Here is a 26,525-nt window from a genome sequence, read left to right as displayed (position 1 = left end):
CACGGACTCAGTCGTGATAGACCTGCGAACGGCCGCCATCGATCAGGATGTCGGTGGCGTTGATGAAACGCGCTTCGTCGCTGGCCAGGAACAACGCGGTGTGCGCCACTTCTTCCGGCGTGCCGATGCGCTTGGTGGGCAACAGGTCGGTCTGTGCCTGGCGCGCGGCGGTGGGATCGGGTTGGCTGGCGAACCACGCCTCGATGCGCGGCACCAGGATCAGCCCCGGCGAAATCGAATTGACCCGGATCCCCTGCGCGGCGTACTGGATGCCGAGCGAACGGGTCATGCCGATCAGGGCGTGCTTGGCGACGGGATACGGGAACGCACCGCGGATGATCTTGTGGCCATGCACCGAGGCAATGTTGACCACCGAACCGGCGGACTGCGCCAGCATCGCCGGCAACACCGCGCGGGTGACGTTCCAGGCGCCCTTGAGGTTGAGGTCGAAACAGCGCGCCCAGTCGGCATCGTCCAGGGTCAGCGGGTCAGCGAACACATCGCCGCCGGCGTTGTTGACCAGCGCGTCGATGCGGCCGTGCTGCTGCAGCGTCCAGGCGATCACCTCGGCTACCGACGCGGCATCGGTGATGTCGGCGACGCGATGCTGCACGCCGTCATCGCTGGCTGGAGCGGGATTGCGATCCAGCCCGACCACGTGGGCGCCATGGGCGGCGAACAGCCGCGCGGTGGCCGCGCCGATGCCACTGGCGGCGCCGGTGACGATGGCGGTCTTGCCTTGCAGGCGCTGGCTCACGTGCGCACTCCGTTTGTCTTGTGGTGCGCCATGGGCCCTCCTCCCGGGATGCGCGGTCCGATCACGGTGAAAAACGATTCCATCCCGTCGGAGCGTGGCATAGCCTCGCGGCTGCATCTATGTACGACAAATGAAATATTTGTCAGACTCTATTCCGTCAGCGAATAGCTCGCCACGCCTGCCGGGGAACGTCGATGGTCCAGCCCAGCTCCAGTTGGTTCAATGCTTCGCGCCTGAAGACCCGCCACCTGTTGCTGCTGCTGCATCTGTACGAGCAGCGCTCGGTGCTGCGCGCGGCCGAGGCGGCCAACATGACCCAGCCGGCGGCGTCCAAGCTGCTGGCGGAAATGGAAAGCCTGCTCGGTGTGCCCCTGTTCGAGCGGCACGCGCGCGGGGTCGAGCCCACCTGGTATGGGCAGGTGCTGATTCGTCGCGCCCGCTTCGCGCTGTCGGAGATTGGCCGCGCGCATGACGAGATTGCCGCGATGCGCAATGGCCGCATGGGCCAGGCCGCCATCGGCACCGTGGTCAACCCGGGCACCAACCTGATTCCGCAGGCCATTGCCGCGGTCAAGCGCGACTTCCCCGACATCCTGATCAAGGTCGAGATGGACTACAGCCGGCCGCTGGTGGCCAAGCTGCTGGATGGCCAGCTCGACATCGTGATTGGCCGCATCATGGGCCCGGAAGGGGCGGGCGATCTGGACTTCGAACCATTGGCCGACGAGCCGCATGCGGTGATCGTGCGCGCCGGCCACCCACTGGCGCAGCGCGACAAGGTCAGCCATGCCGACCTCGCCGACTACGGCTGGATCATGCCGCCCGCGGCCAGCGTGCTGCGCTCGCGGCTGGACGCGGTGTTCCTGGAAAACGGCCTGTCGCCGCCGCAGAACATCGTCGAGACCTCCTCGCTGCCGGTGATCATCCATCTGCTGCGGCACAGCGATCTGCTGACCGCGCTGCCCACCGAATCGGTGGGCCCGTACCTGCAGACGGGGCAGATGTGCGTGCTGCCCATCGAACTGGGCGTGCGCATGGAATTCTTCGGCATCATCCGCCGCCGCGACCAGCTGCTGTCGCCGGCCGCCGAGCGCGTGCTGGAAGCCCTGCGCCTGACCGCCCGCCGGCTCTACGGCTAGTTAGTGTCCGGCTATTCCGCAAGCGAATAGCTCCGGTCGAATATTTCATTGGTGCGGAATGGTGGGCGGGTCCATGCTGCCGCCCGACCTGCCGGCGTGGCCGCCCAACAGCCCCGCCCGAAAAAAGTTAGCGCTACCGGCGGACGAAGGTCGACCGCCACACGGACCCGCAAGGCGCGAATGACGCATCCGGGGCCGCACAACTCAATGAAACCGCAGTCATGTGTCCTGGGAGGGAACAATCATGTCGATGCGTCAACGCCGCACGCCGGCTCAATCGGCGTCGCGCCACCGTGTTACCTGTTCGTTGCAGCGCTCGGCCATTTCGCTGGGCGTATCGTTGAGCCTGGCCGCGCTGTTGAGCGCGCCGGTGTTCGCCCAGACCGCCACCGCTGACCCGAGCAAGGACATTCCCGCCAGCGGCGCGACCGAGCTGGACACGGTCACCGTGACCGGTGTGCGTGGCAGCGTCACCAAGGCGCAGCTGATCAAGCAGAACGCCGAACAGATTGTTGACTCCATCGTGGCCGAGGACATCGGCAAGCTGCCCGACGACAGCGTCGCCGAAGCCCTGCAGCGCATCACCGGCGTGCAGATCTCGCGCGACACCAAGGACGCCGGCAACGGCATCGCCATCCGCGGCCTGACCCAGGTGCGCACCGAGCTCAATGGCCGCGACATCTTCACCGCCAACAACGGCCGTGGCCTGAGCTGGGACGACGTGCCGGCAGAGCTGCTGGCCGGCGTGGACGTGTACAAGAACCCCGCCGCCGACATCATCGAAGGTGGCCTGGGCGGTACGGTCAACCTGCGTACGCGCATGCCGTTCGACTTCGAGGGCATGAAGGTCGCCGGCAGCGCCTCGTACTACAACTATGATCTGGCGGACGAGGGCGACCAGGCTTTCTCCGGTCTCTTCAGCAACCGCTGGAAAGTCGGCGACGGCGAGCTCGGCATCCTGGTCAACCTGTCCTACCAGGACGGCACCTTCCGCCAGGATTCGATTTCGGTGGAGCCGTTCCGCAACCAGGAAACCGCCGAGGGCAGCGGTGATTTCCGCTGGATTCCCACCGGCGGCGGCAACGCCACGGTGTTTGGCGACCGCACGCGCAAGAGCGGCGCGCTGGCCTTGCAGTGGCGTCCCAACGATGACGTTGAAGCCTACCTGCAGGTGCAGCGTTCGGATTACGACTTCCAGTACCGCGATTACTCGTTTTTCGCCGCCAATGGCGCCGCCAACGAGATCGACATCGATTGGGACACCGCCCAGTTCAATTCCAACGGCGAGTTCGTCAAGGGCACCTTCCACAACGTCTACACCGAGTCCATTTCAAGCATGGCCACCCGCCACTCGGTCACCACCGACTACTCGGCGGGCGTGAAGTGGAATTTCAACGAAAACCTCAAGCTCAGCACCGACCTGCAGTACATCGATGCCACCACCGATGGCCTGCGCTACATCGTCGCGATGAAGCTGCTGGACCGTCCGGACGGCGGCGGCGCGCCCACTTTCAACCTGGATCTGAGCAGCCGGCTGCCGCAGATGTCGATTGTCGGCCCGAACGGCGAGGCCGACTTCCTGCGCAATCCGGCCAACTTCGGCTGGTTCTGGAACCTGGACAACATCGACACCAATGAAGGTGACGAGTGGGCATGGCGCGGTGACCTGGAGTACGCGTTCGACAACGACGAGTTCGCGCGCAGCTTCAAGGCGGGCGTGCGCTATACGGACCGCAGCCAGATCAACCGCGGCAATGTCTGGCGCTGGTTGCCGATCGGTAATTGGGGCGGCGCCAACTGGGGCGGTCACCCGATCCTGACCACCTACCCCGACGCCACTTACCAGCTCAATCCGTTCAACGATTTCTATCGCGGCAACGCCAACGGCTTCGGTCCGACCATTGCCCCGGCCGATCAGATGGTGGCCGACTACTACGGCACCAGCGCCATGTTCGGCATGGACCCGCTGGTCTATGGTCCGACCAACATCAACAACCAGAACGAGAAGACCTACACCGGCTACGGCATGCTGCGCTTCGGCCTGGATGACGCCGCGCTGCCGTTCGACGGCAATCTGGGCGTGCGCGTGGTCCGCACCGAAGTCCAGTCCATCGGCGTGATGACCGATCCCAGCGGCAGCGGCGCCCTGTTGCCGCTGGACATCAAGCGCAACTACACCGATGTGCTGCCCAGCTTGAACGTGCGCTTCCTGCTGCAGGAGAACCTGTTCTGGCGCGTGGCGGTGTCGCGGGCAATGTCGCGTCCCGGCCTGGATCAGCTGATCCCGAACCTCAACCTCAACGTCACCCGCAATCCGGATGGTTCGTTGCAGAACCCGACCGGCACCGCCGGCAATCCGTACCTCAATCCGATGCGCGCCGACCAGCTGGATACGGCGGTGGAGTGGTATTTCGGCAAGGGTTCGATGTTGTACGGCACCGCGTTCTACAAGAAGGTGCACGACTTCTTCGACACCGGCGTATTCAACGAGACCTACAACGGCGATGTCTATCAGGTCACCCGCCCGGTCAACGGCGAGGAAGGCACGGTCAAGGGTATCGAGCTGGGTTACACGCAGTTCTTCGATTTCCTGCCTGCGCCGCTGGACGGTTTCGGCGTCCAGGCCAACTACACCTACGTTGACAGCGAGGCGCCCAGTCCCTCGGCGCGCGACACCGACGGCACGCCGTTGATCACGCCGTTGCCGGGCCTGTCCAAGAACAGCGCCAACGCGATCCTGATGTATGAAAAGGGCCGCTTCTCCGCGCGCGTGGCCTACAACTGGCGCAGCGACTGGCTCATCACCACCCAGGGCAACGGCACCGGCGCGCTGCCGGTGTACAACAAGCCGCTGGGCTGGCTGGACGCCTCGTTCCGCTTCAACCTCAGCGACAACTGGTCGATTTCGCTGGACGGTCAGAACCTGCTGGATTCCGAGCACGAAACCTACATGCTCAACGAATCCCGTCCGCGCGACTTCCGCATCAACGATCGCCGTTACGGCGTCACCCTGCGCTTCAGCCTGTAAGGCGCAAGGCCAACGCTTGTTCCGCCCCCCTGTCCACGTCTCCTCTCCTTCGCGTGGACAGGGCGGGCGGATGCTCCAGCAATCCCTCGTGGGTGATCCGTCGGCCTGGGCCGGTGTACTTTGCGAAGGTGGCCGGGGCCATGCTCATGGAGATCCGCGATGAGGTTGGGTGTGCGAGTTTCGGGCCTGAAGGCCCTCCTGCGCGGCGCCGCAGGCGCTGCAGCGTTACTGGCAGCTGCAGCGAGTGCGCAGGCCGTCGAGCTGCCGCGGATCTTTTCCGACGGCATGGTGCTGCAGCGCGACCAGCCGATACGCGTATGGGGTTCAGCGCAGCCGGGTGAGGCCGTGCAGGTCAGCCTGGATGGCCGGCAGGCCAGCACCACTACCGCTGCAGACGGTCGCTGGTCGCTGCAGTTGCCGGCGCATGCCGCTGGCGGACCCTACGTGCTTGAAGTGCGCGCGACCGATGGGACGCAACGCTTCCAGAACGTGTTGATTGGCGATGTGTGGCTGGCCAGCGGCCAGTCGAACATGGAGTGGCCGCTGTCGCAGACAGCGCACGCGCAGGCCGAGATTGCCGCCGCCACCGACCCCGCCATCCGCCATTTCAAGGTGCCCAAATCGTGGGCGAGCCAGCCGCAGGCACAGCTCACGGGTGGCCACTGGGTGCCCGCATCGCCGCAGGTCGCCGGCGAGTTCTCCGCCGTGGCGCACCTGTTCGCGCGCGAACTGCATGCGCGCACCGGCGTGCCGATCGGCATCATCGACAGCACCTGGGGCGGCAGCCGCATTGAGCCCTGGATGGATGCCGCCAGGTTGCAGCTGGATGCGGCCGCGTTGGCGCAGAAGATGGAACAGGTGCGCGCCAACGACGAGCGCGCGCTATCCGGTACCCGCGAACGCCTGGCCCGCTTTGGCGCCTTGCCGGCCAAGGACAGTGACTGGCAACGCGCCGATCTCGACGAGTCGGCATGGCAGACCATCGCCGTGCCCGGCAACTGGGAGCAGGGTGGCTTCGCCGGCATGGACGGCATCGCCTGGTATCGCAGCAGCTTCGAACTCAGCGCTGCGCAGGCAGCCGAGGGCGTCCAGCTCTCGTTCGCGCGCGTGGATGATTCGGATCAGACCTGGGTGAACGGCGTGGCCGTGGGTGCGACCCATCGCGCCTACAACACGCCGCGCATCTACAACGTGCCCGCCAATGCGCTGCATGCCGGGCGCAACGTGATCGCCGTGCGGGTGGAAGACGAAGGCGGCGGTGGCGGCATCCACGGCAACGCCGACGAGCTGTACGTGCACCTGGCCGACGATCAGCGCCTGCCGCTGGCGCGCGAATGGAAGTTCCGCGTGGCCAGCGCCAGCGTGCAGGCCATCGACGACAAGAACCAGATCGCCACGTTGCTGTACAACCAGATGATTCATCCGCTTCAGCCCTACGCGCTGCGCGGGGTGATCTGGTATCAGGGCGAGGCCAATGCCAATACCGCTGCCGATGCGCTGGCGTACCGACGCCAGTTTCCGCAGCTGATCGCGCAGTGGCGTCGGCAGTGGCAGCAACCGGAGCTTCCGTTCCTGTGGGTACAGCTGGCCAGTTTCGTCTCGGGCTTCGACCAGGGCGACAGCAGCCCGTGGTCGCTGCTGCGCGAATCGCAAAGCGCCACGCTGTCGGTGCCGCACACGGGGCAGGCGGTGACGATCGACATCGGCGAGGCCCACGACATCCATCCGCGCAACAAGCAGGACGTGGCCAAGCGCCTGGCGCTGGCGGCGCGCGCCGTGGCGTACGGCGAAACCGTCCAGGCGTCGGGCCCGATCTACGCCGGTGCGGATTTCGCCGATGGCCAGGCGCGCGTGCGCTTTGCCGAAGGCAGCGGCACGCTGGCCAGCCGCCAGGCCGGGCAGGCGTTGCACGGATTCGCCCTGGCGGGCGCTGACCATCGCTTCCATCCCGCGCAGGCGCGCATCGTCGGTGACCAGATCATCGTCAGCAGCGAGCAGGTGCGTGCGCCGGCGGCCGTGCGCTATGGCTGGCATGACAACGTCGAAGCCGCCGATCTGATCAACAGCGACGGCCTGCCGGCCGCGCCCTTCCGCAGTGATGACTGGTAAGCCGATGACCGAGTCCAGGAGCGTGACCTTGCCGATGACCGCCGCCGACGCCGTGCGCGCCATGCCTCGCCTGCGCCAACTCGCCGGCCTGACCCTGATTGCCGCGCTCTGCAGCTGCCAACCCAAGGCCACGGTCGATGCAGGCAAGGCGGACGCCGCCGCAGCCGGGAGCACACCCGCTGCCCCAGCCACGCACGCCGCGCCGATCCCGCAACTGATCAGCAAGGACGGTCGCCACGCCTTGCTGGTGGACGGTGCGCCATTCCTGATCCTCGGCGCCCAGGTCAACAACTCCAGCAATTATCCGGCCGCGCTCAAGGATGTCTGGCCGGCCATCGAATTCCTGCAGCCCAACACGGTGCAGGTGCCGATTGCCTGGGAACAGATTGAACCCACCGAGGGCAAGTTCGACTTCTCCTTCCTCGACACCCTGTTGAAGGAAGCGCGGGAGAAGAAGGTGCGGTTGGTGCTGCTGTGGTTCGCGACCTGGAAGAACAACGGCCCCAACTACGCACCCGGCTGGGTAAAGCTGGACAACCAGCGCTTTCCGCGCGTGGTTACCGCCGATGGACGCGTGCTCAATTCGCTGTCGCCACACGCCCCCGCCACGCTGGACGCCGATCGCAAGGCCTTCGTGCAGTTGATGCGCCACCTCAAGCAGGCCGATCCGCAGCGCACCGTGATACTGGTGCAGCCGGAGAACGAACCGGGCACCTACGGCAGCGTGCGCGATTTCTCGCCGTTGGCGCAGGCGGCGTTCGAACAGGCGGTACCGGAAGCGCTGCTGCAGAAGCTGGGCAAGCAGGCCGGCACTTGGCGCGAAGTCTTCGGCGGCGATGCCGACGAATTCTTCCACGCCTGGCATATCGGCCGCTTCATCGACGAGGTCACCGCCGCCGGCAAGGCCGAGTACCCGTTGCCGATGTACGTCAACGGCGCCTTGCGTGGTCCCTTCAATCCGGGCCAGCCCGGTCAGTACGCCAGCGGTGGCCCCACCGACAACGTGCTCGATGTGTGGAAGGCGGCGGCGCCGCATGTGGATCTGCTGGCGCCGGACATCTACATGCCCGAGTACCGGATGTACACCACGGTGCTGGATCGTTACGCGCGCGCCGACAATCCGCTGTTCGTCGCCGAGACCGGCAACGCCGCGCCTTACGCGCGCTACCTGTTCCCGACGCTGGGCCACGACGGCATCGGCTGGTCCGCGTTCGGCATCGACTACACGCGCTATTCGAATTACCCGCTCGGTGCCAAGCGCATGGATGAGGAATCACTGGCGCCATTCGCGCTGGCTTACCGGCTGGTCAACCAGGGCATGCGCGAGTTCGCCAAGGCCTCGTCCGAAGGCAAGCTGCATGGCACGGCCGAAGAGCCCGGCCAGGCGGTGCAGGAACTGCGCCTCAATGATCGCTGGAGCGCGACGATTACCTACGGCGTGCCGCAGTTCTGGTTCCAGGGCGAACCGCCCGGCAATGAACAACCCATCGGTGCGGCGCTGATTGCCGAGCTGGGGCCGGACGAATTCCTGGTCACCGCGCAGCATGCACGGGTCACCCTGCATCCGAACAGCGAAGCGGTGGGCCGGATGATCTACCACCGCGTCGAAGAAGGCTGCTATGACAACGGCCAATGGCAGTTCCAGCGCAACTGGAATGGCGACCAGACCGACTATGGCCTCAACTTTTCCAGTGCCACGCAGCTGCTGCGCGTGACGCTGGCGACGTACTGATCGATGACGATTTCAGAGAGACCCCCCATGCAGAAAGCCACCAGTCTGATCGCCACCTTGCTTCTTCTCCCGGCTACTGCGGCGTTGGCCGGCGAGCTCAAGGTCGAACCCAGTGACCACGCGGTGATCGTCCGCCCCAGCCAGGACGGAGCCGCCGACGTGCGGGTGGAGGCGGTGGCCCCCGGCATCCTGCGCGTCAGCGCCGATCCCGATGGCGACTTCCGGCGCAGCGCCAGCCTGATGCGTGCGGACGCAGGCCAGGCGCCGACAGTCACCGTGGATCGCCGCGGCGACAGCGTGCACGTACGCAGCGAAGGCATCAGCGCGCAGATCGATGGCAAGACCGGACAGGTGCGCTTCTTCGACGCGGCCGGCAAGCCACTGCTGAGCGAGAGTGCGCGCAGCTTCCAGTCGGTGCAGGTCGAGGGCAAGCCGTACTACAGCCTGCGCCAGCGTTTCGAGTCGCCGGCTGACGAAGCCTTCTACGGCACCGGCCTGCATCAGCAAGGCTGGATGAACCTCAAGGGCAGGGATGTCGAACTGCTCCAGCACAACATCGACAAGGCCATTCCCTACCTGGTGTCGAGCCGGCACTACGGCATCCTGTGGGACAACAATGCGATCACCCGCTATGGCGATCCGCGCGGCCTGCAGCCATTGCCGCAATCACTGGACCTCTTCGACGCCAGCGGCACCCCCGGCGCACTGACCGCGCGTTACAGCATCGACGGCCAGCAGAAGCTGGATCGCCGCGAGAGCGAGATCAACTACCAATACATCGCCCAGTACAAGAACTTCCCGCAGGAGGCGCGCAACACCGCCAAAGGCGGTCGCAGCCTGGTCACCTGGGAAGGCGGTTTCGCCGCACGCAGCTCCGGCCAGCACAGCTTCTCGCTGTACAACAGCGAGTACGCCAAGGTCTGGATTGACGGCAAGCTGGTGAAGGAGCGCTGGCGGCAGAACTGGAATCCCTGGCACCACGAGTTCAGCCTGGATCTGAAGGCTGGCCAGAAGCACACGCTGAAGGTCGAGTGGGACATGATCGACCCGGCCTACATTGCCTTGTTGCATCGCGATCCGTTGCCCGCCGAGGAGGCGCGCGATCTATCCATCTGGTCCGAAGCCGGGCAGATGATCGATTACTACGTGGTGGCCGGCGCCGATGCCGATGCCGTGCTCGCCGGCTATCGCAAGCTGACCGGCAAGGCCGTGCTGCTGCCCAAATGGGCCTATGGCTTCTGGCAGAGCCGCGAGCGTTACAAGAGCCAGGACGAGCTGACCGGCGCACTCGACGAATACCGCCGCCGCCAGCTGCCGATCGACAACATCGTGCTGGACTGGTCGTACTGGCCGGTGGACGCCTGGGGTTCGCATGACTTCGATCCGGCGCACTTCCCGGATCCGGACGGCATGATCAAGCACGTGCATGATCAGCATGCGCAGATCATGATCTCGGTCTGGCCCAAGTTCTATCCCACCACCGCGAACTACAAGGAACTGGACGCGGCCGGCCACATGTACCACCGCAACATCGAGGTGGGTGAGCTGGACTGGATCGGCAACGGCTACCTCAACTCCTTCTATGACCCGTACTCGAAGGAGGCGCAGGACATCTTCTGGCGCCAGGTCAACCGCAAGCTCAACAGCAAGGGCATCGATGCCTGGTGGCTGGATGCGAGCGAGCCGGATCTGCACAGCAATATCGACATCGGCGAGCGCAAGGCGCGGACCACGCCGACCGCGGTCGGTCCGTCGGTGGAGTTCTTCAACTCCTATCCGCTGGTGCATTCGGAAGGTGTGTATCGCGGCTCGCGCGAAGTGGATCCGGACAAGCGCGTGTTCATCCTCTCGCGCGCCGCGTTTGCCGGCCAGCAGCGGGCGGCGGCGGCGTTCTGGAGCGGCGACATCGTGCCGCGCTGGGATGATCTGCGTGAGCAGATTCCCGGCCTGGTCAATGCCTCGATGGCCGGCGTACCCAACGTCAGCTTCGATATCGGCGGCTTCGCGCCCGAGCAGCGCTATATCGAACAGCAGCCGGAACACCTGGCCGAGTGGCGTGAACTGAGCCTGCGCTGGTTCCAGTTCGGCGCGTTCGTGCCGATCTTCCGCCTGCACGGCCAGCCGCCGTACCGCGAGATCTGGAACATCGCGCCGCAAGGCACGCCGCACTATGACAGCTTCGTCCATTACCTGAAGCTGCGTTACAGCCTGCTGCCTTACGTCTACACCCTGGCCGGCGACAGCTATCACCGCGACGGCACGCTGATGCGCACGCTGGCGATGGATTTCCCGAATGACCCCAAGGTGCGCGACATCGCCGACCAGTATCTGTTTGGTCCCTCGCTGTTGATCAACCCGGTCACTGCGTTCAAGGCCACGCAGCGCCAGCTCTACCTGCCGGCCGGTACGAGCTGGATCAACTTCGACACCGGCAAGCGTGAGCAGGGCGGTCGCACAATCACCGTCGATGCGCCGCTGGCGCGCATGCCGGTATTCGTCCGCGCCGGTGCGATCATTCCGCGCACGGTGGTGCAGCAGTACGTGGATGAACAGCGCGATGCGCCGCTGACCATCGAGGTCTATACCGGCGCGGATGGGTCGTTCTCGCTGTACGAGGATGCCGGTCGCGACTACGGTTACGAGCGTGGCGAGTTCAGTCGCATCCCGCTGGCCTGGAACGACAAGGCCGGCGAACTGAGTCTGGGCCAGCGTCAGGGCCAGTGGCCGGGCATGCCGGCCAGCCGCGAAGTACGCGTGCGCTTCGTCAACGGTCCGCGTGGCGACAATGGTGCGCTGGAACCCAAGGCCGACGTGACGGTGCGCTATGACGGCAGCGCGCAGACCGTCAAACAGCCCAGGGCGCGCTGAGTGAAGTTCAGCCGACGCACGCTGTTCCAGGCCACTGCCGCCGCTGCGGCGGTGGCCGGCGTGGGCGCGCGCGATGAAGCCTTGGCCGCGCGCAAGTCGGGCGCGACCGCGTGGCCGGATTTGCAGCTGTGGTATCGCCAGCCCGCCAGCTTGTGGGTGGAGGCGCTGCCGGTCGGCAATGGCCGCCTCGGTGCGATGGTCTATGGCGGCGTCAGCCGCGAGCGCCTGCAGTTGAACGAGGACACCTTGTACGCAGGTGGTCCGTACACACCGATCAATCCGGACGCGCGTGCCGCCTTGCCGAAGGTGCGCGAGCTGATCTTCGCCGGGCGTTATGCCGAGGCGGAGAAGCTGGCGAACGCGACGATGATCTCGCGGCCGGTCAAGCAGATGCCTTACCAGCCCCTGGGCAACCTGTGGCTGGAGTTCGATGGTCTGGGAGAGCCGGGCGACTATCGGCGCACGTTGGATCTGGACAGTGCGGTGGCTACCACGAGCTTCACTGCCGGTGGCCACCGCCATCTGCGCGAAGTGTTTGTCTCGCCGGTGGACCAGTGCCTGGTCGTGCGCCTGCATACCGACGATCCGGCCGGCTTGAGCGGACGCGTGCGCACAACCAATGAGCATCCGACCCGCACAGAAGCCGACGGTGACGCGCTGCTGGTGCGCGGCCGCAACGTCAGCAAGCACGGCATCGAAGGTCGCCTACGCTTCGCCTTCCGCGTGCATGCCACTCACGCCGGCGGCAGCCTCGCCACGACGGAGGAGGGCATCGCCTTCCAGGGCGTGCGCGAAGTGATGCTGCGGGTGACTGCAGCCACCAGCTTCGTGCGCTTCGACGATGTCAGCGGCGACCCGGAGGCGATCTCGCAGGCGCAGTTGGCCAGTGCACGCAGCAAGTCCTTCGAGGCGCTGAAGAAAGATCACCTGGCGGAGCACCGCCGCCTGTTCCGCCGCGTGCAGCTGGATCTGGGCCGCACGCTGGCGGCGGACCTGCCCACCGACGAGCGCATCGAACAGTTCGCCCATGGCAATGATCCCGCGCTGGTGGCCCTGTATCACCAGTACGGCCGCTACCTGCTGATCAGCAGCTCGCGACCGGGTACCCAGCCGGCCAACCTGCAGGGCATCTGGAACGACCTGATGGACCCCCCGTGGGAGTGCAAGTACACCATCAACGTCAACACCGAGATGAACTACTGGCCCAGCGAGGCCAATGCGCTGCCCGAGTGCGTGGAGCCGCTGGAGCGCATGCTGTTCGAGCTGTCGCAGACCGGCGCCGTCACTGCCCGCGACATGTACGGCGCCGGCGGATGGATGGCGCACAACAACACCGACCTGTGGCGCGTGGCCACGCCGCCCGACGGCGCCGAGTGGGCCTTGTGGCCGATGGGCGGGGCCTGGCTGCTGCAGCAGCTGTGGGATCGCTGGGACTACGGCCGCGACCCGGCTTACCTGGGCAAGGTGTATCCGCTGTTCAAGGGTGCGGCGCAGTTCTTCGTCGATACCCTGGTCACCGATCCGCAGACCGGCTGGAAGGTCACCTCGCCCTCGCTGTCGCCGGAAAACCAGCATCCCTACGGCGTGGCGATCTGCGCCGGGCCGACGATGGATGCGCAGATCCTGCGCGACCTGTTTGGCCAGTGCATTGAAGCGGCGCGCCTGCTTGATACGGACGCGGACTTCGCCGCCCAGCTGACGGCCTTGCGCGAGCAACTGCCCACCAACCGCATGGGCCGCGCCGGCCAGCTGATGGAGTGGCAGCAGGACTGGGACATGGACGCGCCGGAGATGCACCACCGGCATATCTCGCATCTGTATGGCCTGCATCCCAGCAGCCAGATCAACCGCCGCGACACGCCGGTGCTGGCGTCTGCGGCCAAACGCACGCTGGAAATCCGTGGCGACGAGGCCACCGGCTGGGGCACCGCCTGGCGTTTGAACTTCTGGGCGCGGCTGGCCGATGGCGAGCACAGCCTGCAGATCCTGAAGATGCTGCTGACACCCAAGCGCACCTATCCGAACCTGTTCGACGCGCATCCGCCGTTCCAGATCGACGGCAACTTCGGCGGCACTGCCGGCATCATCGAGATGCTGGTGCAGAGCTGGGGCGGGACGATTTTCCTGTTGCCGGCGTTGCCACGTGACTGGGGCGATGGCGAGCTGCGCGGGGTCAAGGTGCGCAATGCGGCGACCTTGGATCTACGCTGGCAGCGTGGGCAGGTCGAACGCGCCAGTCTGCTGAGTGAGCGCGGCGGTGATTACCAGATCGCGTTGGGTGAGCAGCTGCTGGACCTCACGGTGAAAGTCGGAGAGAAGGCCGAGTTACGCCTGCGCGATGGCAAGCTGGTGAGGGTATGAATGCCATGGAGACGAAGGAGCGCCGCGCCCCTGTAGGAGCGGCTTTACCAGACTTGCGTCTGTTAAAGGCAGCCCCGAAGCTCCCGAATTATCAGATGAACGCTGCCTTCGCTTCTTGTTCCTTGGTTCGGGGCTGAAGCCCCTCCTACATTGGGAAATATCCTTCATGTCTAGCGTGCCTCTTGTTTCCAACGCAGCCGCCAGCGGCGAAAACACCCGCTTCATCATCCTGATCAGCTGCGTGGCCACGATTGGCGGCTTCCTGTTCGGCTTCGACAGTGGCGTGATCAACGGTACGGTCGATGGCTTGAAACAGACTTTCCACTCCAGTTCCGCGGGCATCGGCTTTGAAGTCGCCTCGATGCTGCTGGGCTGCGCGGTGGGCGCGTTCTTCGCCGGGCGGCTGGCGGATCGCTGGGGTCGCCGCGCGGTGTTGATCATCGCGGCGGTGTTGTTTCTGTTCTCCGCGTTGGGGGCCGGCGCGGCGCACAGCTCGCTGGCTTTCATCATCGCGCGCGTGCTGGGCGGCTTTGCGGTCGGCGCGGCCAGCGTGATGTCGCCGGCCTACATCGCCGAAGTGGCGTCGGCACGCTATCGCGGCCGGCTGGCCACGGTGCAGCAGATCGCGATCATCAGCGGGCTGTTCTGCGCGTTCCTCAGCAACTTCCTGCTGGCCAAGGCCGCTGGCGCCTCGACCGAAGCGCTGTGGCTGGGCCAGGCCGCGTGGCGCTGGATGTTCTGGATGCAGGCCATTCCCTCGCTGGTGTTCCTGCTGCTGCTGCTGGCCATCCCGGAGAGCCCGCGCTACCTGGTGGTGAAGGGCCGCAAGGAGCAGGCGCTGCATGTGCTGACCCGCCTGTACGGCACGCAGGAAGCGCAGCTCAAGCAGGCGGAGATCGAAGCCTCGCTGTCTGAGGATCACCATCGCCCGCGCCTGTCCGATCTGATCAACCGCGCCACCGGCAAGATTCGCCCGATTGTCTGGATCGGCATCGGCCTGGCGACCTTCCAGCAGCTGGTCGGCATCAACGTGGTGTTCTACTACGGCGCCGTGCTGTGGCAGGCAGTCGGATTCTCGGAGAACGATGCGCTGCTGATCAACGTGCTGTCCGGTGCGCTCAGCATCGGCGCCTGCCTGATCACCGTGCTGCTGATTGATCGCATCGGCCGCAAGCCGTTGCTGTGGATTGGTTCGGCCGGCATGGCGGTATCGCTGGCGCTGGTCACCTGGGCCTTTGCCAGTGCTTCGGTGGATGCCGCCGGCAAGCTGGCGCTGAGCGACGGCATGGGCACGCTGGCGCTCGTGGCCGCCAACGTCTACGTCATCTTCTTCAACATGTCCTGGGGTCCGGTGATGTGGGTGATGCTGGGCGAGATGTTCCCCAACCAGATCCGCGGCTCCGGCCTGGCGGTGGCGGGTGCTGCGCAGTGGACCTCGAACTTCGCGATCACCGTGACCTTCCCGATCCTGCTCGGCAGCATCGGCCTGGCCGGCGCCTATGGCATCTACACGGTAGCGGCGGCGCTGTCGGTGTTCTTCGTACTCAAGTACGTGTACGAAACCAAGGGCCGCGAGCTGGAGCAGATGCAAGGCTGACGACCACGCACAGCAGCGATTTGTTGTGCGCTGCAAAAACCAATCCGCCGGGAAATGCAGGATTTCCGCGCCGGCGGATATGACCAATTCAAGCCACGGCTTGCGTGCTTAAATGCCAAGCCGTTCGGCTGCCAATTCCCATGGAGTCTCGATGAAGCCCACGACCCGCACGCCTTCCCGACGCGTACTCACGCGCGCCCTGATCGCCACGATCGCCATGTCCGTACCGCTGCTGTCCAGCGCCGCCGACAACGGGTTTCCCAAGACCGCCGGCAACCCCACCGTGTGGCCGCAACCGACATGGCCGCTGCCGGAAGATCCGGCGCTGGAAAAACGCATCGCCGATCTCATCGCCACGCTGAGCGTGGAAGAAAAGGTGGGCCAGCTGGTGCAGGGGGACATCGCCAGCATCAAGCCCGATGATCTGCGCAAGTATCGGCTGGGTTCGATCCTGGCCGGCGGCAACTCCGATCCCGATGGCAAGTACGACGCCACGCCCGCGCAATGGCTGGCATTGGCCGATGCTTTCTACGAAGCCTCGATGGACACCAGCAAGGGCGGCCATGCCATCCCGGTGATCTTCGGCATCGACGCCGTGCACGGGCAGAGCAACATCGTCGGCGCCACGCTGTTCCCGCACAACATTGGTCTGGGCGCGACGCGCAATCCGGAACTGTTGCGGCGCATCGGCGAGATCACCGCCGCCGAAACCCGCGTGACCGGCATGGAGTGGGCGTTCGCGCCGACCGTCGCCGTACCGCAGGATGATCGCTGGGGCCGCAGCTACGAAGGCTATTCCGAATCACCGGAAGTGGTGGCCAGCTACGCCGGCATGATGGTCGAAGGTTTGCAGGGCAAGCCGGGCACGCCGCAGTTCCTCGATGGCCACCACGTCATTTCCTCGGTCAAGCACTTCCTTGGCGATGGCGGCACCTTGAACGGCAAGGATCAGGGCGATACCGCGATCAGCGAAGCCGAGCTGGCGCGCGTGCATGGCGCCGGTTATCCGCCGGCAATTGCCGCCGGCGCGCAGTCGGTGATGGCCTCGTTCAACAGCGTCAACGGCGAGAAGATGCATGGCAACCATTACCTGCTGACCGATGTGCTGAAGGGCCGCATGCATTTTGGCGGCTTCGTGGTCGGGGACTGGAATGGCCATGGCCAGGTCAAGGGCTGCACCAACGAGAACTGTCCGGCCACGATCAACGCCGGCCTAGACATGGCGATGGCCTCGGACAGCTGGAAGGGTTTCTACAACAGCCTGCTGGCCGCGGTGAAGAAGGGCGAGGTCTCGCAGGCACGCCTGGATGATGCGGTGGCACGCATCCTGCGGGTCAAGTTCCGTCTGGGCCTGTTTGAAGCCGGCAAGCCCTCGCAGCGTCCGCTCGGTGGCAAGTTCGCGGTGCTGGGTGCACCGGAGCATCGCGCGGTGGCGCGTCAGGCGGTGCAGGAATCGCTGGTGCTGTTGAAGAACCAGGGCGGTGTGCTGCCACTCAATCCGAAGCAGAAGATCCTGGTCGCTGGCGACGGCGCCGATGATGTCGGCAAGCAGTCCGGTGGCTGGACGCTCAACTGGCAGGGCACCGGCACCAAGCGCAGCGACTTCCCCAACGCCGACAGCATCTACCAGGGCATCGCCGCACAGGCCAAGGCCGCAGGGGGCGAGGCCACGCTGGCGGTCGACGGCAAGTACAAGCAGAAGCCGGACGTGGCGATCGTGGTGTTTGGCGAGGATCCGTATGCCGAGTTCCAGGGCGATATCGCCAACCTGTCCTACAAGCCGGGCAACGACAGCGACCTGGAACTGATCCGCAAGCTCAAGGCCGACGGCATTCCAGTGGTGGCGGTGTTCCTGAGCGGGCGTCCGCTGTGGATGAACCGCGAAATCAATGCCGCCGATGCGTTTGTCGCCGCGTGGCTGCCGGGTTCGGAAGGCGCCGGCATCGCCGACGTGATCCTGCGTGGCAAGGACGGCAAGCCGCAGCACGACTTCAAGGGCAAGCTCAGCTTCTCGTGGCCGCGCACCGCCACCCAGTACCTCAACAACGTCGGCCAAGCCGGCTATGACCCGCTGTTCGCGTTCGGCTTTGGCCTGACCTACCAGGACAAGGGCGACCTGGCCGCATTGCCGGAAGACTCCGGCATTTCCGGTGAGCAGGGTGCGGCGGGGGTATACCTGTTGCGCGGCAAGCCGGCGCCGGGCTTCAGTCTGCGCCTGGAGAATGCACAGGCGCACGCCACCCAGGTCACCACCACGCCGACCGCGCTGCACGATGACAGCCTGAAGGTCGCCGCGGTGGATCACTTGGCGCAGGAAGATGCGCGCCGCTTCACCTGGTCGGGCACGACCGGCGCCGCGCTGAGCCTGCGCAGTGCCGAGCCGCTCAACCTGACCCGCGAGTCCAATGGCGACATCCAGCTGGTGCTGCAGCTGCGTCCGGAACAGGTGCCGGCGCAGCCAGTCACGCTGACCGTGGGCTGTGGCGAGAACTGCAAGGGCGATGTGGCGCTGCGTGATTCGCTGGCGGCGCTCAAGACCGGCGAATGGACCACGCTGGGTGTGCCGCTGAAGTGCTTTGTCAGTGCAGGCGGTGATGTGGGCAAGGTGCAGGATGTGCGCCTGCAGACCACCGGTGCGCTGGCGCTGTCGATTTCCCGCGTGGGCCTGGGCGCAGGCAATGAAGCCGCGCACGTGGTGAAGTGCCCGTAATCGACGTGTGGGCGGGAGCCGTTTGGCTCCCGCTCCGCGCGATGGGCCGGCGCCCTGGAAGGGGCCAATCTTAAGAATTTACTAATACGCGCTGGCGACGCTGCGTTTCTCCATACGAGGGAGATCGCCCGTGTTCGATTCCCGCACCCAGCAACGCGCTGCCGCGCTAGTCGCGCTGGCCTATGTCGGCATCCAGTCGTTCCAGTGGTTCGTGTTTTCGCGCTTGCCGGAAACCAGCGACGCCGCCGCCGCCCTGCTGCAGGGCCCGCACCCGCTCAATATCGCGCGCGCGCTGACGATGCTGTTCTCGTTTGTCGGCCTGGCCTATTTGTTCCTGGTGACATGCGGCATCGTGGCGCGGCGAAGTCCGGCCACGGCGGTGGCGGCGGGCCTGGGCTTCCTGGTGTTCTGCGTGATGGAATTGCAGCTGCGCTCGGTCGAGTTGTTCCATGTGTTCCTGGCGCTGCCGCAGCAGTACCTGGCCGCTGCCACGGCCGCGCAGCAGTCGCAGGTGCTGCACGATGCGGCGCAGTTTCAGGCCATCCAGCACGCGCTGTACTTTCCCCTGGGCCTGTCCTGGCTGCTCGCCAGCGCGCTGGTCTGTTTCGCCCTGCGTGGCAGCCGTTTCGACGGCTTGGCGCGTTGGGCCTTTGGTTTGAATGCGCTGCGGCTGCTGCTGCGGATGCTCGATGTCTACGTGTTCGGCCCGCACTTCGACGCGCTCTATTCCACGCTGTACCTGCCGCTGGTGTGGCTGAGCTTCGTGCCGTTGGCGATCTGGCTGTGGCGCCGCGAGCCGGCAGCGCAGGCCGGCCCCCAACGCGCGCCATAGAAAGGCCCCGGCCAGCATCGGCCGGGGCCCGTTCCCCCTCAATCGCGACAGGGGCGTGTCGCTACTCTTCCTCTTCGTCTTGCCCCGGACGCGGTTGCTGCGCAGAGCGTTGCGGTTCCTGGGGTTCTTGATCCTGCGAACGTGGCGGTTGCGTGTTCATCGACTTTCCGGGGGAAGGCGGACGGCGTCCGCGGGAACAGTACCTTCCACGCCGGCGCATGAAAACCGCGTGCGTACGCGCGCATGAATGGCGCGTTGAGCCTGCCATTCGTCGGCAGGCGAGCGCGCCCGCCCCGTTCAGTCGCTCTCGCCGCGCCCCTGGGCCTTGGCTCGCTGGATGACGGCCTTGAGCAAGTCGCGATCCGCATGCCGGGAAATGGCGATGGCGCCCAAGGCCAGGGCCTGCTCGCGCAGTTCCGTGGTGACATCGTAGTGGGCGCCGCTGGTCTTGTTCTGGAAGGCGCGGCGCGGCAGGCCCAGGCGCTGGGCCATCGCGTGCAATTCATCGAGGTGGTCGGCCATCAGGTGCGCCCAGCGCTGGCCGCGCCAGGCATGCACCGCATCGTCGACGTAGACAGTCATCGATGTCAGCGCGGCGTGCGCACCATGCGATCCAGCAGGTGCTCCAGGATCGCGTCCATGTCGCCACACTTGCCCATGTGCACGGGCGAGGTCTGGATGATCGCGCTGCGTTTGGCGGTCAGCCAGTGGAAACGCGCGCGCTGGGGCAGCAGGCCAATCGGACCGGCCTGTGCACCGCCCTCGCAGATGCGCGGGAGGGTGTCCAGGTGGCGACGCAGGGAGTCGATGTCGATGCCGGGGTCGAGCGCGCGCAGGCGCGCTTCGTCCAGCTCGATGCGCGCCTGCAGGTAGCCGCTGCGCTCGCACGACAGGATGATGCCGACGTTGATGAACTCCTCGCGTTCCACCCGTGGCACCACCCGGATCACCGCGTAGTCGTAGCTATCAAGCGCGTGCACGCTGGGCCTCCTGCGCGAACGCATGCGGCAGCGCCAGGCGCTGCTGCAGGTAGTGGGTGTAGGCGGCGCGTTGCTGCTCAGGCGTGCCGAAGGCGTCGCCGCCCTGCAGCCAGGCATCGGGTACCTGCGCGACGATGTCGGCCAGGCGTTGCGGGCTCAGCCGGGCCGACAAGCGCGCATCCGCAGCGGCGATGTCATCGGCCAGCGGCAGCAGCACGTGATCCTTGACGAGCGGGAATGCTTTGCCCGCGCCGGAGGTGTCGCCATCCCAGCCATGGTGGAAGTACAACGAAGCACCGTGATCGATCAGCCACAGCTGGCGATGCCAGATCAGCAGGTTGGGATTGCGCACGGTGCGGTCGACATTGCTGATGAAGGCGTCGAACCAGACGATTTCCGAGGCCAGCTGCGCCGCCGGCTGCTCGGCCAACGCATCGAAATTGGCAGCGCCGGGCAGGTAGTCCAGCGCCAGGTTGAGGCCGGCGCTGGCCTTGATCAGGTCCTGGATTTCCGGGTCGCCCTCGGTGCGGGCGAGGTCGGCATCCAGTTCCACCAGTACGATTTCCGGAACCGGCAGTTGCAGGGTGCGGGCGATTTCGCCGGCGATCAGTTCGGCCACCAGCGCGCGCGGGCCCTGGCCGGCGCCGCGGAACTTGAGCACGTACATGCCCAGATCATCGGCCTCGATCACGGCGGGCATGGAGCCGCCTTCGCGCAGCGGGGTGACGTAGCGGGTGGCGGTGATGGTGCGCAGGGGCATGCGGACAGGATAACCGCTCACTGCTCCTTCCCCCGCTTGCGGGGGAAGGCTGGGATGGGGGCGCTCTTGGCGCGGAGCGATCCGGACTTCGTTCTGCCCCACCCCAACCCTCCCCCGCAAGCGGGAGAGGGGGCAGAAGCACATCCATCAAGCAAAGTGCTTAGTCGTGACCGCTGGAGGCGCCGGCCGATGGCGACGCTGCAGGTGCATGGGTCGGTATGGCCGCAGGTGCGCTGTGCAACGCCGCTACACGCGAGGCGGTAGGTGCGGGAGTGGCTGCTGACGCCGCCGCCGACACCGCTGCGTTGGCAGGCGCCGCAACTCCCGGCGCCAAAGCACTCGTATCCACATCCGCCACCGGCGCGCCCAGCACCATGCCACTGTCGTTCAAGGCCATCGCTTCGGCGGCCTTGGTCATTACCACGATACTGATGCGGCGGTTGATCGGGTTCTGCGGGTTCTGCTTGTCGAACAGCACCGAGGACGACAGGCCGACCACGCGGGTCACCTTGTCTTCCTGCATGCCGCCCTCCACCAGCGCGCGGCGGGCGGCGTTGGCGCGATCAGCGCTCAGCTCCCAGTTGCTGTAGCCGGGTCGCGCGTAGGCGGTCAGGTCGGTGTGGCCGGTCAGGCTGATCCGGTTCGGCACGCGATTGATGAAGCCCGCCAGCTCGTGGAGGATGTCGCCCGTATACGGCTTCAACTTGGAACTGCCCAGGTCGAACATCGGGCGATTCTGCTTGTCGACAATCTGGATGCGCAGGCCTTCCGGGCTGATGTCCAGCAGCAGCTGATCCTTGAATGGTTCCAGTGCCTGGCTCTTGCTGATTGCTTCTTCCAGCGCCTGCATCAGTTCTTCCAGGCGTTGCTTGTCCTGCGCGCGTTCCTCGGCCTGGGCGGCGGCTTTCTCCAGCGGACTCTGCTGGCCGTTGTCGTTCTGGGCGTCCTTCTTGCCGAACGGGTCTTCGCCGTCGCCGCGCGGCACTTCCATGGTGCCGCCCAGCTTGATCATCGAGGTGCTGGCGCCGCCCGGGCCCATCGGGCCGGGCGCGGGCGAGAAGCTCTTGCCCACCAGCGGGCTGGGGTTCTTGAAGTACTCCGAGATCGCCGCGCGTTCCTTGTTGGTGGTCGCGCCCACCAGCCACATCACCATGAAGAAGGCCATCATGGCGGTGACGAAGTCGGCATACGCCACCTTCCAGCTGCCGCCGTGGTGACCGCCGCCGTGGACCTTCTTGACCCGGCGGACGACAACGACCGTGGACTTCTCGCTCATGGCGGCTTACTTCGTGCCTTTGAGGTGATTCTCGAACTCGGCGAATTGCGGACGCACGTTCGAGGGCAGGGTCTTGCGCGCGAACTCCAGCGCCACCTTGGGGTTGTAGCCACGCAGGCAGGCCAGCAGCGCGGTCTTGACGCTCTCGTAGATGCGCGCGTCCTGTTCGGCTTGTGCCTCGATGGATGCCGCCAGCGGGCCGACGAATCCGTAGGCCAGCAGGATGCCCAGGAAGGTGCCGACCAGCGCCGCGGCCACGTGCGCGCCGACCAGGGCGATGTCGCCGCCAATCGAACCCATGGTGGTGATGATGCCCAGCACTGCAGCGACGATGCCGAAACCGGGCAGGCCGTCGGCGACCTTGGTCAGCGCATGCGCCGGCGCCATCATTTCGTGATGGTGCTTTTCCAGCTCCAGTTCCAGCAGTGGCTCCAGCTCGTGCGGCTCGATGTTGCTACCCACCATCAACCGCAGACAGTCGGTGATGAAGTCCATCAGGTGGTGGTCGGCCAGGATCTTGGGGTACTTGTTGAATACGTCGCTGGAGGCGGGCGCGTCCACATGCGATTCCAGCGAGATGAAACCCTCGCGGCGCGCCTTGTTGAGCAGCTCGTACATCAGCGTGAGCACGTCCAGATAGTCGGACGACTTGTAGCGCACGCCCTTGAACACGCTGACCAGCGAGAGCAGGGTGGCCTTCACCACCTTGGGCGGGTTGCTCATCATGAAAGCGCCAAAGGCGGCGCCGCCGATGATCACCAGTTCGAACGGCTGCCAGAGCGCGCCGATTTTGCCGTGCGAGGCGACAAAGCCGCCCAGCACACTGGCGATGACGACCAGGATTCCAACAAAAATGAGCATGGACGTGACACGGAGGGGAGTACCTTGGTTTCGGCCGCGAAGGGGGAAACTTGAACAGGGAAATCGACCTGGCCGGCCCGGTGGTTTCGCCTCGTCGAGGCTCACCGATGCTCACCGGCGACCCCGGTAATGGCCCTGTCAGGGGCGCTCCGACGGTTCAGGTCGAGCGTGCCATTCCCAGTCGCCGCAGCAGCAGGTAGACGCCCAGGCTGGACAGGCCGCCCAGGAAGATCGCCGTCCAGGCGCCGGCGCGATGGTCGGCGAAGGGCAGGCCATGCAGGTTCATGCCAAACACGCCCACCACCAGGCTGGGCGGCAGCAACAGGGCGGTGATCATCGACAGCACGTACAGATGCCGGTTGGTGCGCTCGGCCAGCTTGGCGGCCACTTCGTCCTGCAGCAGGCGGGCACGTTCCTGCACCGTGGCCACGTCGCCGTCCAGATCGTCGAAGCGCTGGCCCAGCCGCGACACCATGCCCATCAGTTCCTGACCCGGCTCGTCGACCGCAAGCGTGCGTTGCTCGACCTGTTTCAACACCCGCCGCATTGCGGTCAGCGGGCGGTGCAGGCGCACGCTCTGGTGGCGCAGCTGCGCCAGATCGCGGCGCTCATCGCCGATGGCATCGGCCAGCACCCGGTCTTCCACCCGATCCAGGGTGGTGGCCAGGGTGTCGATGGCGCGCTCGGTATCGCTCGCGAACTGCTCGACGATGGTTTCCAACACGCCCAACGGACTTGCCTGGCGTTCCCCGGCGATGCAGCGGCGGCGCACGGTTTCCACGGAGCGCAAAGGTTGTCGTCGGGCGGTGACCAACAAGCCATCACCAAGGGCAAAGTGCAGCCAGCCCAGTCCATCGTGACCGCCGGGTGTCCGCGCACCGGGATCGCTGGCGCGTTGGTGCTCCCAATCCACGAAGATCCCGTACACGTCGTGATCCTGCCGTTGCAGAATCACGTGGGTGTCATGCGAGACCAAGGCTTCGCGTGCATCGTCGCCCAGCGGCAACCGCGCCACGCTCTGCGCGGTACGCGCGTCGCTCAGGTTGAAATGCAGCCAGCGCCAATCGCCGCGGGCACAAGGCGCGTCCAAGCCGGCTTCGTCGACTTCATTGGCGGTATCCAGATGCAACGCGTCAAAGCGCAACGCCCACAGCAAGCCGGGGCTGCTGGCAAATGGGGCGGCGGCATCGGAACGGACGAGCATGCGGTGCGCCTGCGCGCGAAGAAAGACAGTTTCGTGACGCGCAGGTTACGCAGGCAACATGCCGGTTTTGTGACAGTGGCGGCTCAACCGGTGGTGAACAGAAAGAGGCTGTCGCTGCGTTGGCGCAAGTTGGGCGCGGGTGTCGAATATCCTGTCGATGAGACGGGGAGCATCGATGTCGGAAGGCAACAGGGAAGTTTGCGACGCGGCCGAACTGGGTCCGTCCTGCCAGATGGCTTTGGCAAAGGAAAGTCGGCTGGATGGGCAAGAGCAAGCGCCGGGTCCGACGGGACCGGCGCAGCCATTCAGCCACTACATTTGCTACGTGGATGAAAGCGGCGACCATGGCCTGGAAACAGTTGACCCGAACTATCCGCTGTTTGTTCTCGCGTTCTGTGTCTTTCACAAGCGGCACTATGCGCAAGCAGTCGCGCCCGCCATCGAGACATTCAAGTTCCGGCACTTCGGACACGACACGATCGTTCTCCACGAGAATGAAATCCGCAAAGAGAAGGGCGAATTCAAGTTCAATGACCGCCAACACAAGCATGCCTTCATTGACGAGCTGACGCAGATCATCCAAAGCAGCAATTTCATCCTGCTGAGTTGTGTCATCGACAAGCTCAGGCTGCGGGAACGATCCCAACGGGAAGGTAACCCTTACCACCTGGCGCTGGGATTCTGCCTGGAGACGCTGTACGAGCTGATGTTGGAGAAGAAGCAGGAGGGGTTTCCCACGCATATCGTCGTGGAATGCAGGGGAAAGAAGGAGGATCGCGATTTGGCGCGGGAGTTCAGGCGCATTTGTGACGGGGCCAATCGCTGGGAAAAGCCGCTGCCATTCTTCATTGTCTTCGCGGACAAGAAGACCAACTCGTCTGGACTGCAGCTGGCGGATTTGGTGGCCCGCCCGATCGGGCTGTCCGTCCTGCGGCCCAACGAACGGAATCGAGCGTTTGAGGTCCTGCGGCAGAAGTTCTTCTGTCGCGGTGGACGACGCAACGTGGGCATGGGATTTGAAGGGTGCGGGCACAAGATTTTCCCGACCCCAGACAGCGAAAAGCCCCGGTGATCTCACCGAGGCTCTGACGCCGACCGGGAACTCCCAGTCCACTTGGATGCCACTCTAGGAGCCCGGACTGGATTTTTCAAGCGTTCAAGGCAAGCGGCCTTAGCCGGCGGCCAGCACCTCGCCTTCCGGCGCACCGCGTCCCATCCGGTCGGGCAGGGCCTCGCCCTCACCGGTGAAAGCCAGCGACACCGAATTCAGGCAATGGCGCTCATGGCTGGGCGGCGGGCCGTCGGGAAACACATGGCCCAGATGGCTGCCGCAGCGGGCGCAGACGATCTCGGTGCGGATCATGCCGTAACTGCTGTCGCGGATGCGGCCGATGTGGGCTTCGTCGAACGGGGCGAAGAAACTCGGCCAACCCGTACCGGAATCGAACTTGGCGCTGGAGCGGAACAACGGCAGGCCGCAGGTGCGGCAGGTGTAGACGCCCTCGCGCTTGTTGTCCAGGAAAATGCCGCAGAACGGCGCTTCGGTGCCATGTTGCAGCAGGACGCGGCGTTCCTCATCGCTGAGGTCGGCGACCAGCGTTTCGCGCTGGGCATCGCTGGGAGGAGTCAGATCAAACCGGCTCATCGGTGGGCCTCCAGGGGGAATACCACCGATATGGTGGTGCCGGCGCAGGCTTCAAGCCGCGCCGGCGTTGCGGTGCCGGCAAGGCGCGCGGGCTCAGACGCCCTTCTGCCCCAGTTCCTTGTTGATCCAGTCGTCCAGCATGCGCTTCTCGTAGCGCAGCGGGTCGGTATCGCTGACCAGGCCGCTGCCCATCAGGAAGGCGCTGTCGACCAGCTTGCGCTCGCCTTCGGAGATCACTTGGCCATCGGCGCCGGTGAGGCTGAAGTTCAAGGTCATCCGCGGCGGGTAGATATCCTTGATGATGCGCACCCGATCCAGGTTCATGCCGCGGCCCGGCTCATACATGCCGGCGCGACGGATGTCGGTGATGGTCACGTGCAGTTGCTGGCCGTTGGCGAGTTTCTTGCCGGCCTGCTTCTGCAGGTAAGTGGCCAGATCCACGACCCAGTTGCCCTGCGCGGCTTCCCAGCGGTTGCCGGAATAGCGGATGTCGGTGAACTGGTTGGGGTCGGTCCAGTCGACGCTGACCGCAGACGCGGTGGTCAGCTGGCGCGGATAGTCAGCATCGGTGACGCGCTTGCCGCGGGCGTCGGCGCTGCCGGCCACCGCCAGGGCCAACACCATCAGGGAAGTCAGGATCACGCGTTTCATGGCGGCGCTCCAGTG

General features: G+C 65.5%; 19 protein-coding genes. 10 read left to right on the top strand and 9 right to left on the bottom strand.

Going from position 1 to position 26,525, the window contains the following annotated elements:
- Nucleotides 1-7: 7 nt before the first annotated feature.
- Nucleotides 8-874 carry an SDR family oxidoreductase gene (locus B5X78_RS07190; RefSeq protein WP_079723739.1) on the bottom strand — a complete coding sequence of 289 codons (867 nt, stop codon included), beginning with the start codon at nt 872-874 and terminating at the stop codon, nt 8-10.
- A 77-nt stretch (nt 875-951) separates the two neighbouring features.
- Between B5X78_RS07190 and B5X78_RS07185 the strand changes: the two genes are divergently transcribed.
- The 9 genes from B5X78_RS07185 to B5X78_RS07150 all read left to right on the top strand — a co-directional run bounded on the left by B5X78_RS07185 (nt 952) and on the right by B5X78_RS07150 (nt 19,133).
- The gene (locus B5X78_RS07185; RefSeq protein WP_079723738.1) at nt 952-1,896 is read left to right on the top strand and encodes a LysR family transcriptional regulator; all 945 of its coding nucleotides are present in this window, start codon (nt 952-954) and stop codon (nt 1,894-1,896) included.
- Between the two features lie 244 nt (nt 1,897-2,140).
- Complete coding sequence (locus B5X78_RS07180) at nt 2,141-4,924, top strand: TonB-dependent receptor (RefSeq protein WP_079723737.1); 2,784 nt, start codon at nt 2,141-2,143, stop codon at nt 4,922-4,924.
- A gap of 285 nt (nt 4,925-5,209) precedes the next feature.
- Entirely contained in the window at nt 5,210-7,033 is a 1,824-nt protein-coding gene (locus B5X78_RS07175) for a sialate O-acetylesterase (protein ID WP_229730940.1), read from the top strand.
- Nucleotides 7,034-7,067: 34 nt separating this feature from the next.
- Complete coding sequence (locus tag B5X78_RS18405; RefSeq protein WP_425478715.1) at nt 7,068-8,765, top strand: DUF5597 domain-containing protein; 1,698 nt, start codon at nt 7,068-7,070, stop codon at nt 8,763-8,765.
- A 3-nt stretch (nt 8,766-8,768) separates the two neighbouring features.
- Nucleotides 8,769-11,633 (top strand): TIM-barrel domain-containing protein, encoded by a 2,865-nt coding sequence (locus tag B5X78_RS18400; RefSeq protein ID WP_425478694.1) that lies wholly within the window; start codon nt 8,769-8,771, stop codon nt 11,631-11,633.
- Nucleotides 11,634-13,994: a glycoside hydrolase family 95 protein gene (locus tag B5X78_RS07165; RefSeq protein WP_079723735.1), complete on the top strand. Its 2,361-nt coding sequence runs from the start codon at nt 11,634-11,636 to the stop codon at nt 13,992-13,994. It begins immediately after the preceding gene.
- A 166-nt stretch (nt 13,995-14,160) separates the two neighbouring features.
- On the top strand, nt 14,161-15,591 hold the full coding sequence (locus B5X78_RS07160; RefSeq protein WP_079723734.1) for a sugar porter family MFS transporter: 1,431 nt from the start codon (nt 14,161-14,163) through the stop codon (nt 15,589-15,591).
- Between the two features lie 151 nt (nt 15,592-15,742).
- Nucleotides 15,743-18,301: a glycoside hydrolase family 3 protein gene (locus B5X78_RS07155; protein ID WP_079723733.1), complete on the top strand. Its 2,559-nt coding sequence runs from the start codon at nt 15,743-15,745 to the stop codon at nt 18,299-18,301.
- Nucleotides 18,302-18,431: 130 nt separating this feature from the next.
- A complete protein-coding gene (locus B5X78_RS07150) occupies nt 18,432-19,133 on the top strand; it encodes a hypothetical protein (protein ID WP_079723732.1) in 702 nt (233 codons plus the stop codon).
- 297 nt (nt 19,134-19,430) lie between these two features.
- On the opposite strand, the gene B5X78_RS07145 is transcribed toward B5X78_RS07150, so the two are convergent.
- The 6 genes from B5X78_RS07145 to B5X78_RS07120 form a co-directional block, all read right to left on the bottom strand.
- The gene (locus tag B5X78_RS07145) at nt 19,431-19,715 is read right to left on the bottom strand and encodes a DUF4031 domain-containing protein (RefSeq protein WP_079723731.1); all 285 of its coding nucleotides are present in this window, start codon (nt 19,713-19,715) and stop codon (nt 19,431-19,433) included.
- A gap of 5 nt (nt 19,716-19,720) precedes the next feature.
- On the bottom strand, nt 19,721-20,113 hold the full coding sequence (locus B5X78_RS07140; RefSeq protein WP_079723730.1) for a DUF3037 domain-containing protein: 393 nt from the start codon (nt 20,111-20,113) through the stop codon (nt 19,721-19,723).
- Nucleotides 20,100-20,867, bottom strand: a complete 768-nt coding sequence (locus B5X78_RS07135) for a HipA family kinase (RefSeq protein WP_079724463.1) — start codon at nt 20,865-20,867, stop codon at nt 20,100-20,102. The genes B5X78_RS07140 and B5X78_RS07135 overlap by 14 nt, the downstream gene beginning before the upstream one ends.
- A gap of 166 nt (nt 20,868-21,033) precedes the next feature.
- On the bottom strand, nt 21,034-22,149 hold the full coding sequence (motB, locus tag B5X78_RS07130) for a flagellar motor protein MotB (RefSeq protein ID WP_079723729.1): 1,116 nt from the start codon (nt 22,147-22,149) through the stop codon (nt 21,034-21,036).
- A 6-nt stretch (nt 22,150-22,155) separates the two neighbouring features.
- Nucleotides 22,156-23,010, bottom strand: coding sequence for a flagellar motor stator protein MotA (motA, locus tag B5X78_RS07125; RefSeq protein ID WP_079723728.1), 855 nt, complete (start codon nt 23,008-23,010; stop codon nt 22,156-22,158).
- A 157-nt stretch (nt 23,011-23,167) separates the two neighbouring features.
- Nucleotides 23,168-24,214: a CorA family divalent cation transporter gene (locus tag B5X78_RS07120; protein WP_079723727.1), complete on the bottom strand. Its 1,047-nt coding sequence runs from the start codon at nt 24,212-24,214 to the stop codon at nt 23,168-23,170.
- Nucleotides 24,215-24,389: 175 nt separating this feature from the next.
- On the opposite strand from B5X78_RS07120, the gene B5X78_RS07115 reads away from it, so the two are divergent.
- A complete protein-coding gene (locus B5X78_RS07115; RefSeq protein WP_229730846.1) occupies nt 24,390-25,286 on the top strand; it encodes a DUF3800 domain-containing protein in 897 nt (298 codons plus the stop codon).
- A 99-nt stretch (nt 25,287-25,385) separates the two neighbouring features.
- On the opposite strand, the gene msrB is transcribed toward B5X78_RS07115, so the two are convergent.
- On the bottom strand, nt 25,386-25,859 hold the full coding sequence (gene msrB, locus B5X78_RS07110; protein ID WP_079723725.1) for a peptide-methionine (R)-S-oxide reductase MsrB: 474 nt from the start codon (nt 25,857-25,859) through the stop codon (nt 25,386-25,388).
- 93 nt (nt 25,860-25,952) lie between these two features.
- Nucleotides 25,953-26,510, bottom strand: a complete 558-nt coding sequence (locus B5X78_RS07105; protein ID WP_079723724.1) for a DUF3016 domain-containing protein — start codon at nt 26,508-26,510, stop codon at nt 25,953-25,955.
- Nucleotides 26,511-26,525 lie beyond the last annotated feature (15 nt).

Origin of the sequence: Pseudoxanthomonas indica (assembly GCF_900167565.1) — a bacterium.
GTDB lineage: Bacteria > Pseudomonadota > Gammaproteobacteria > Xanthomonadales > Xanthomonadaceae > Pseudoxanthomonas_A > Pseudoxanthomonas_A indica.
Note: the sequence above shows the minus strand (reverse complement) of the source record. Positions and strands in the feature narration are given on the sequence as shown.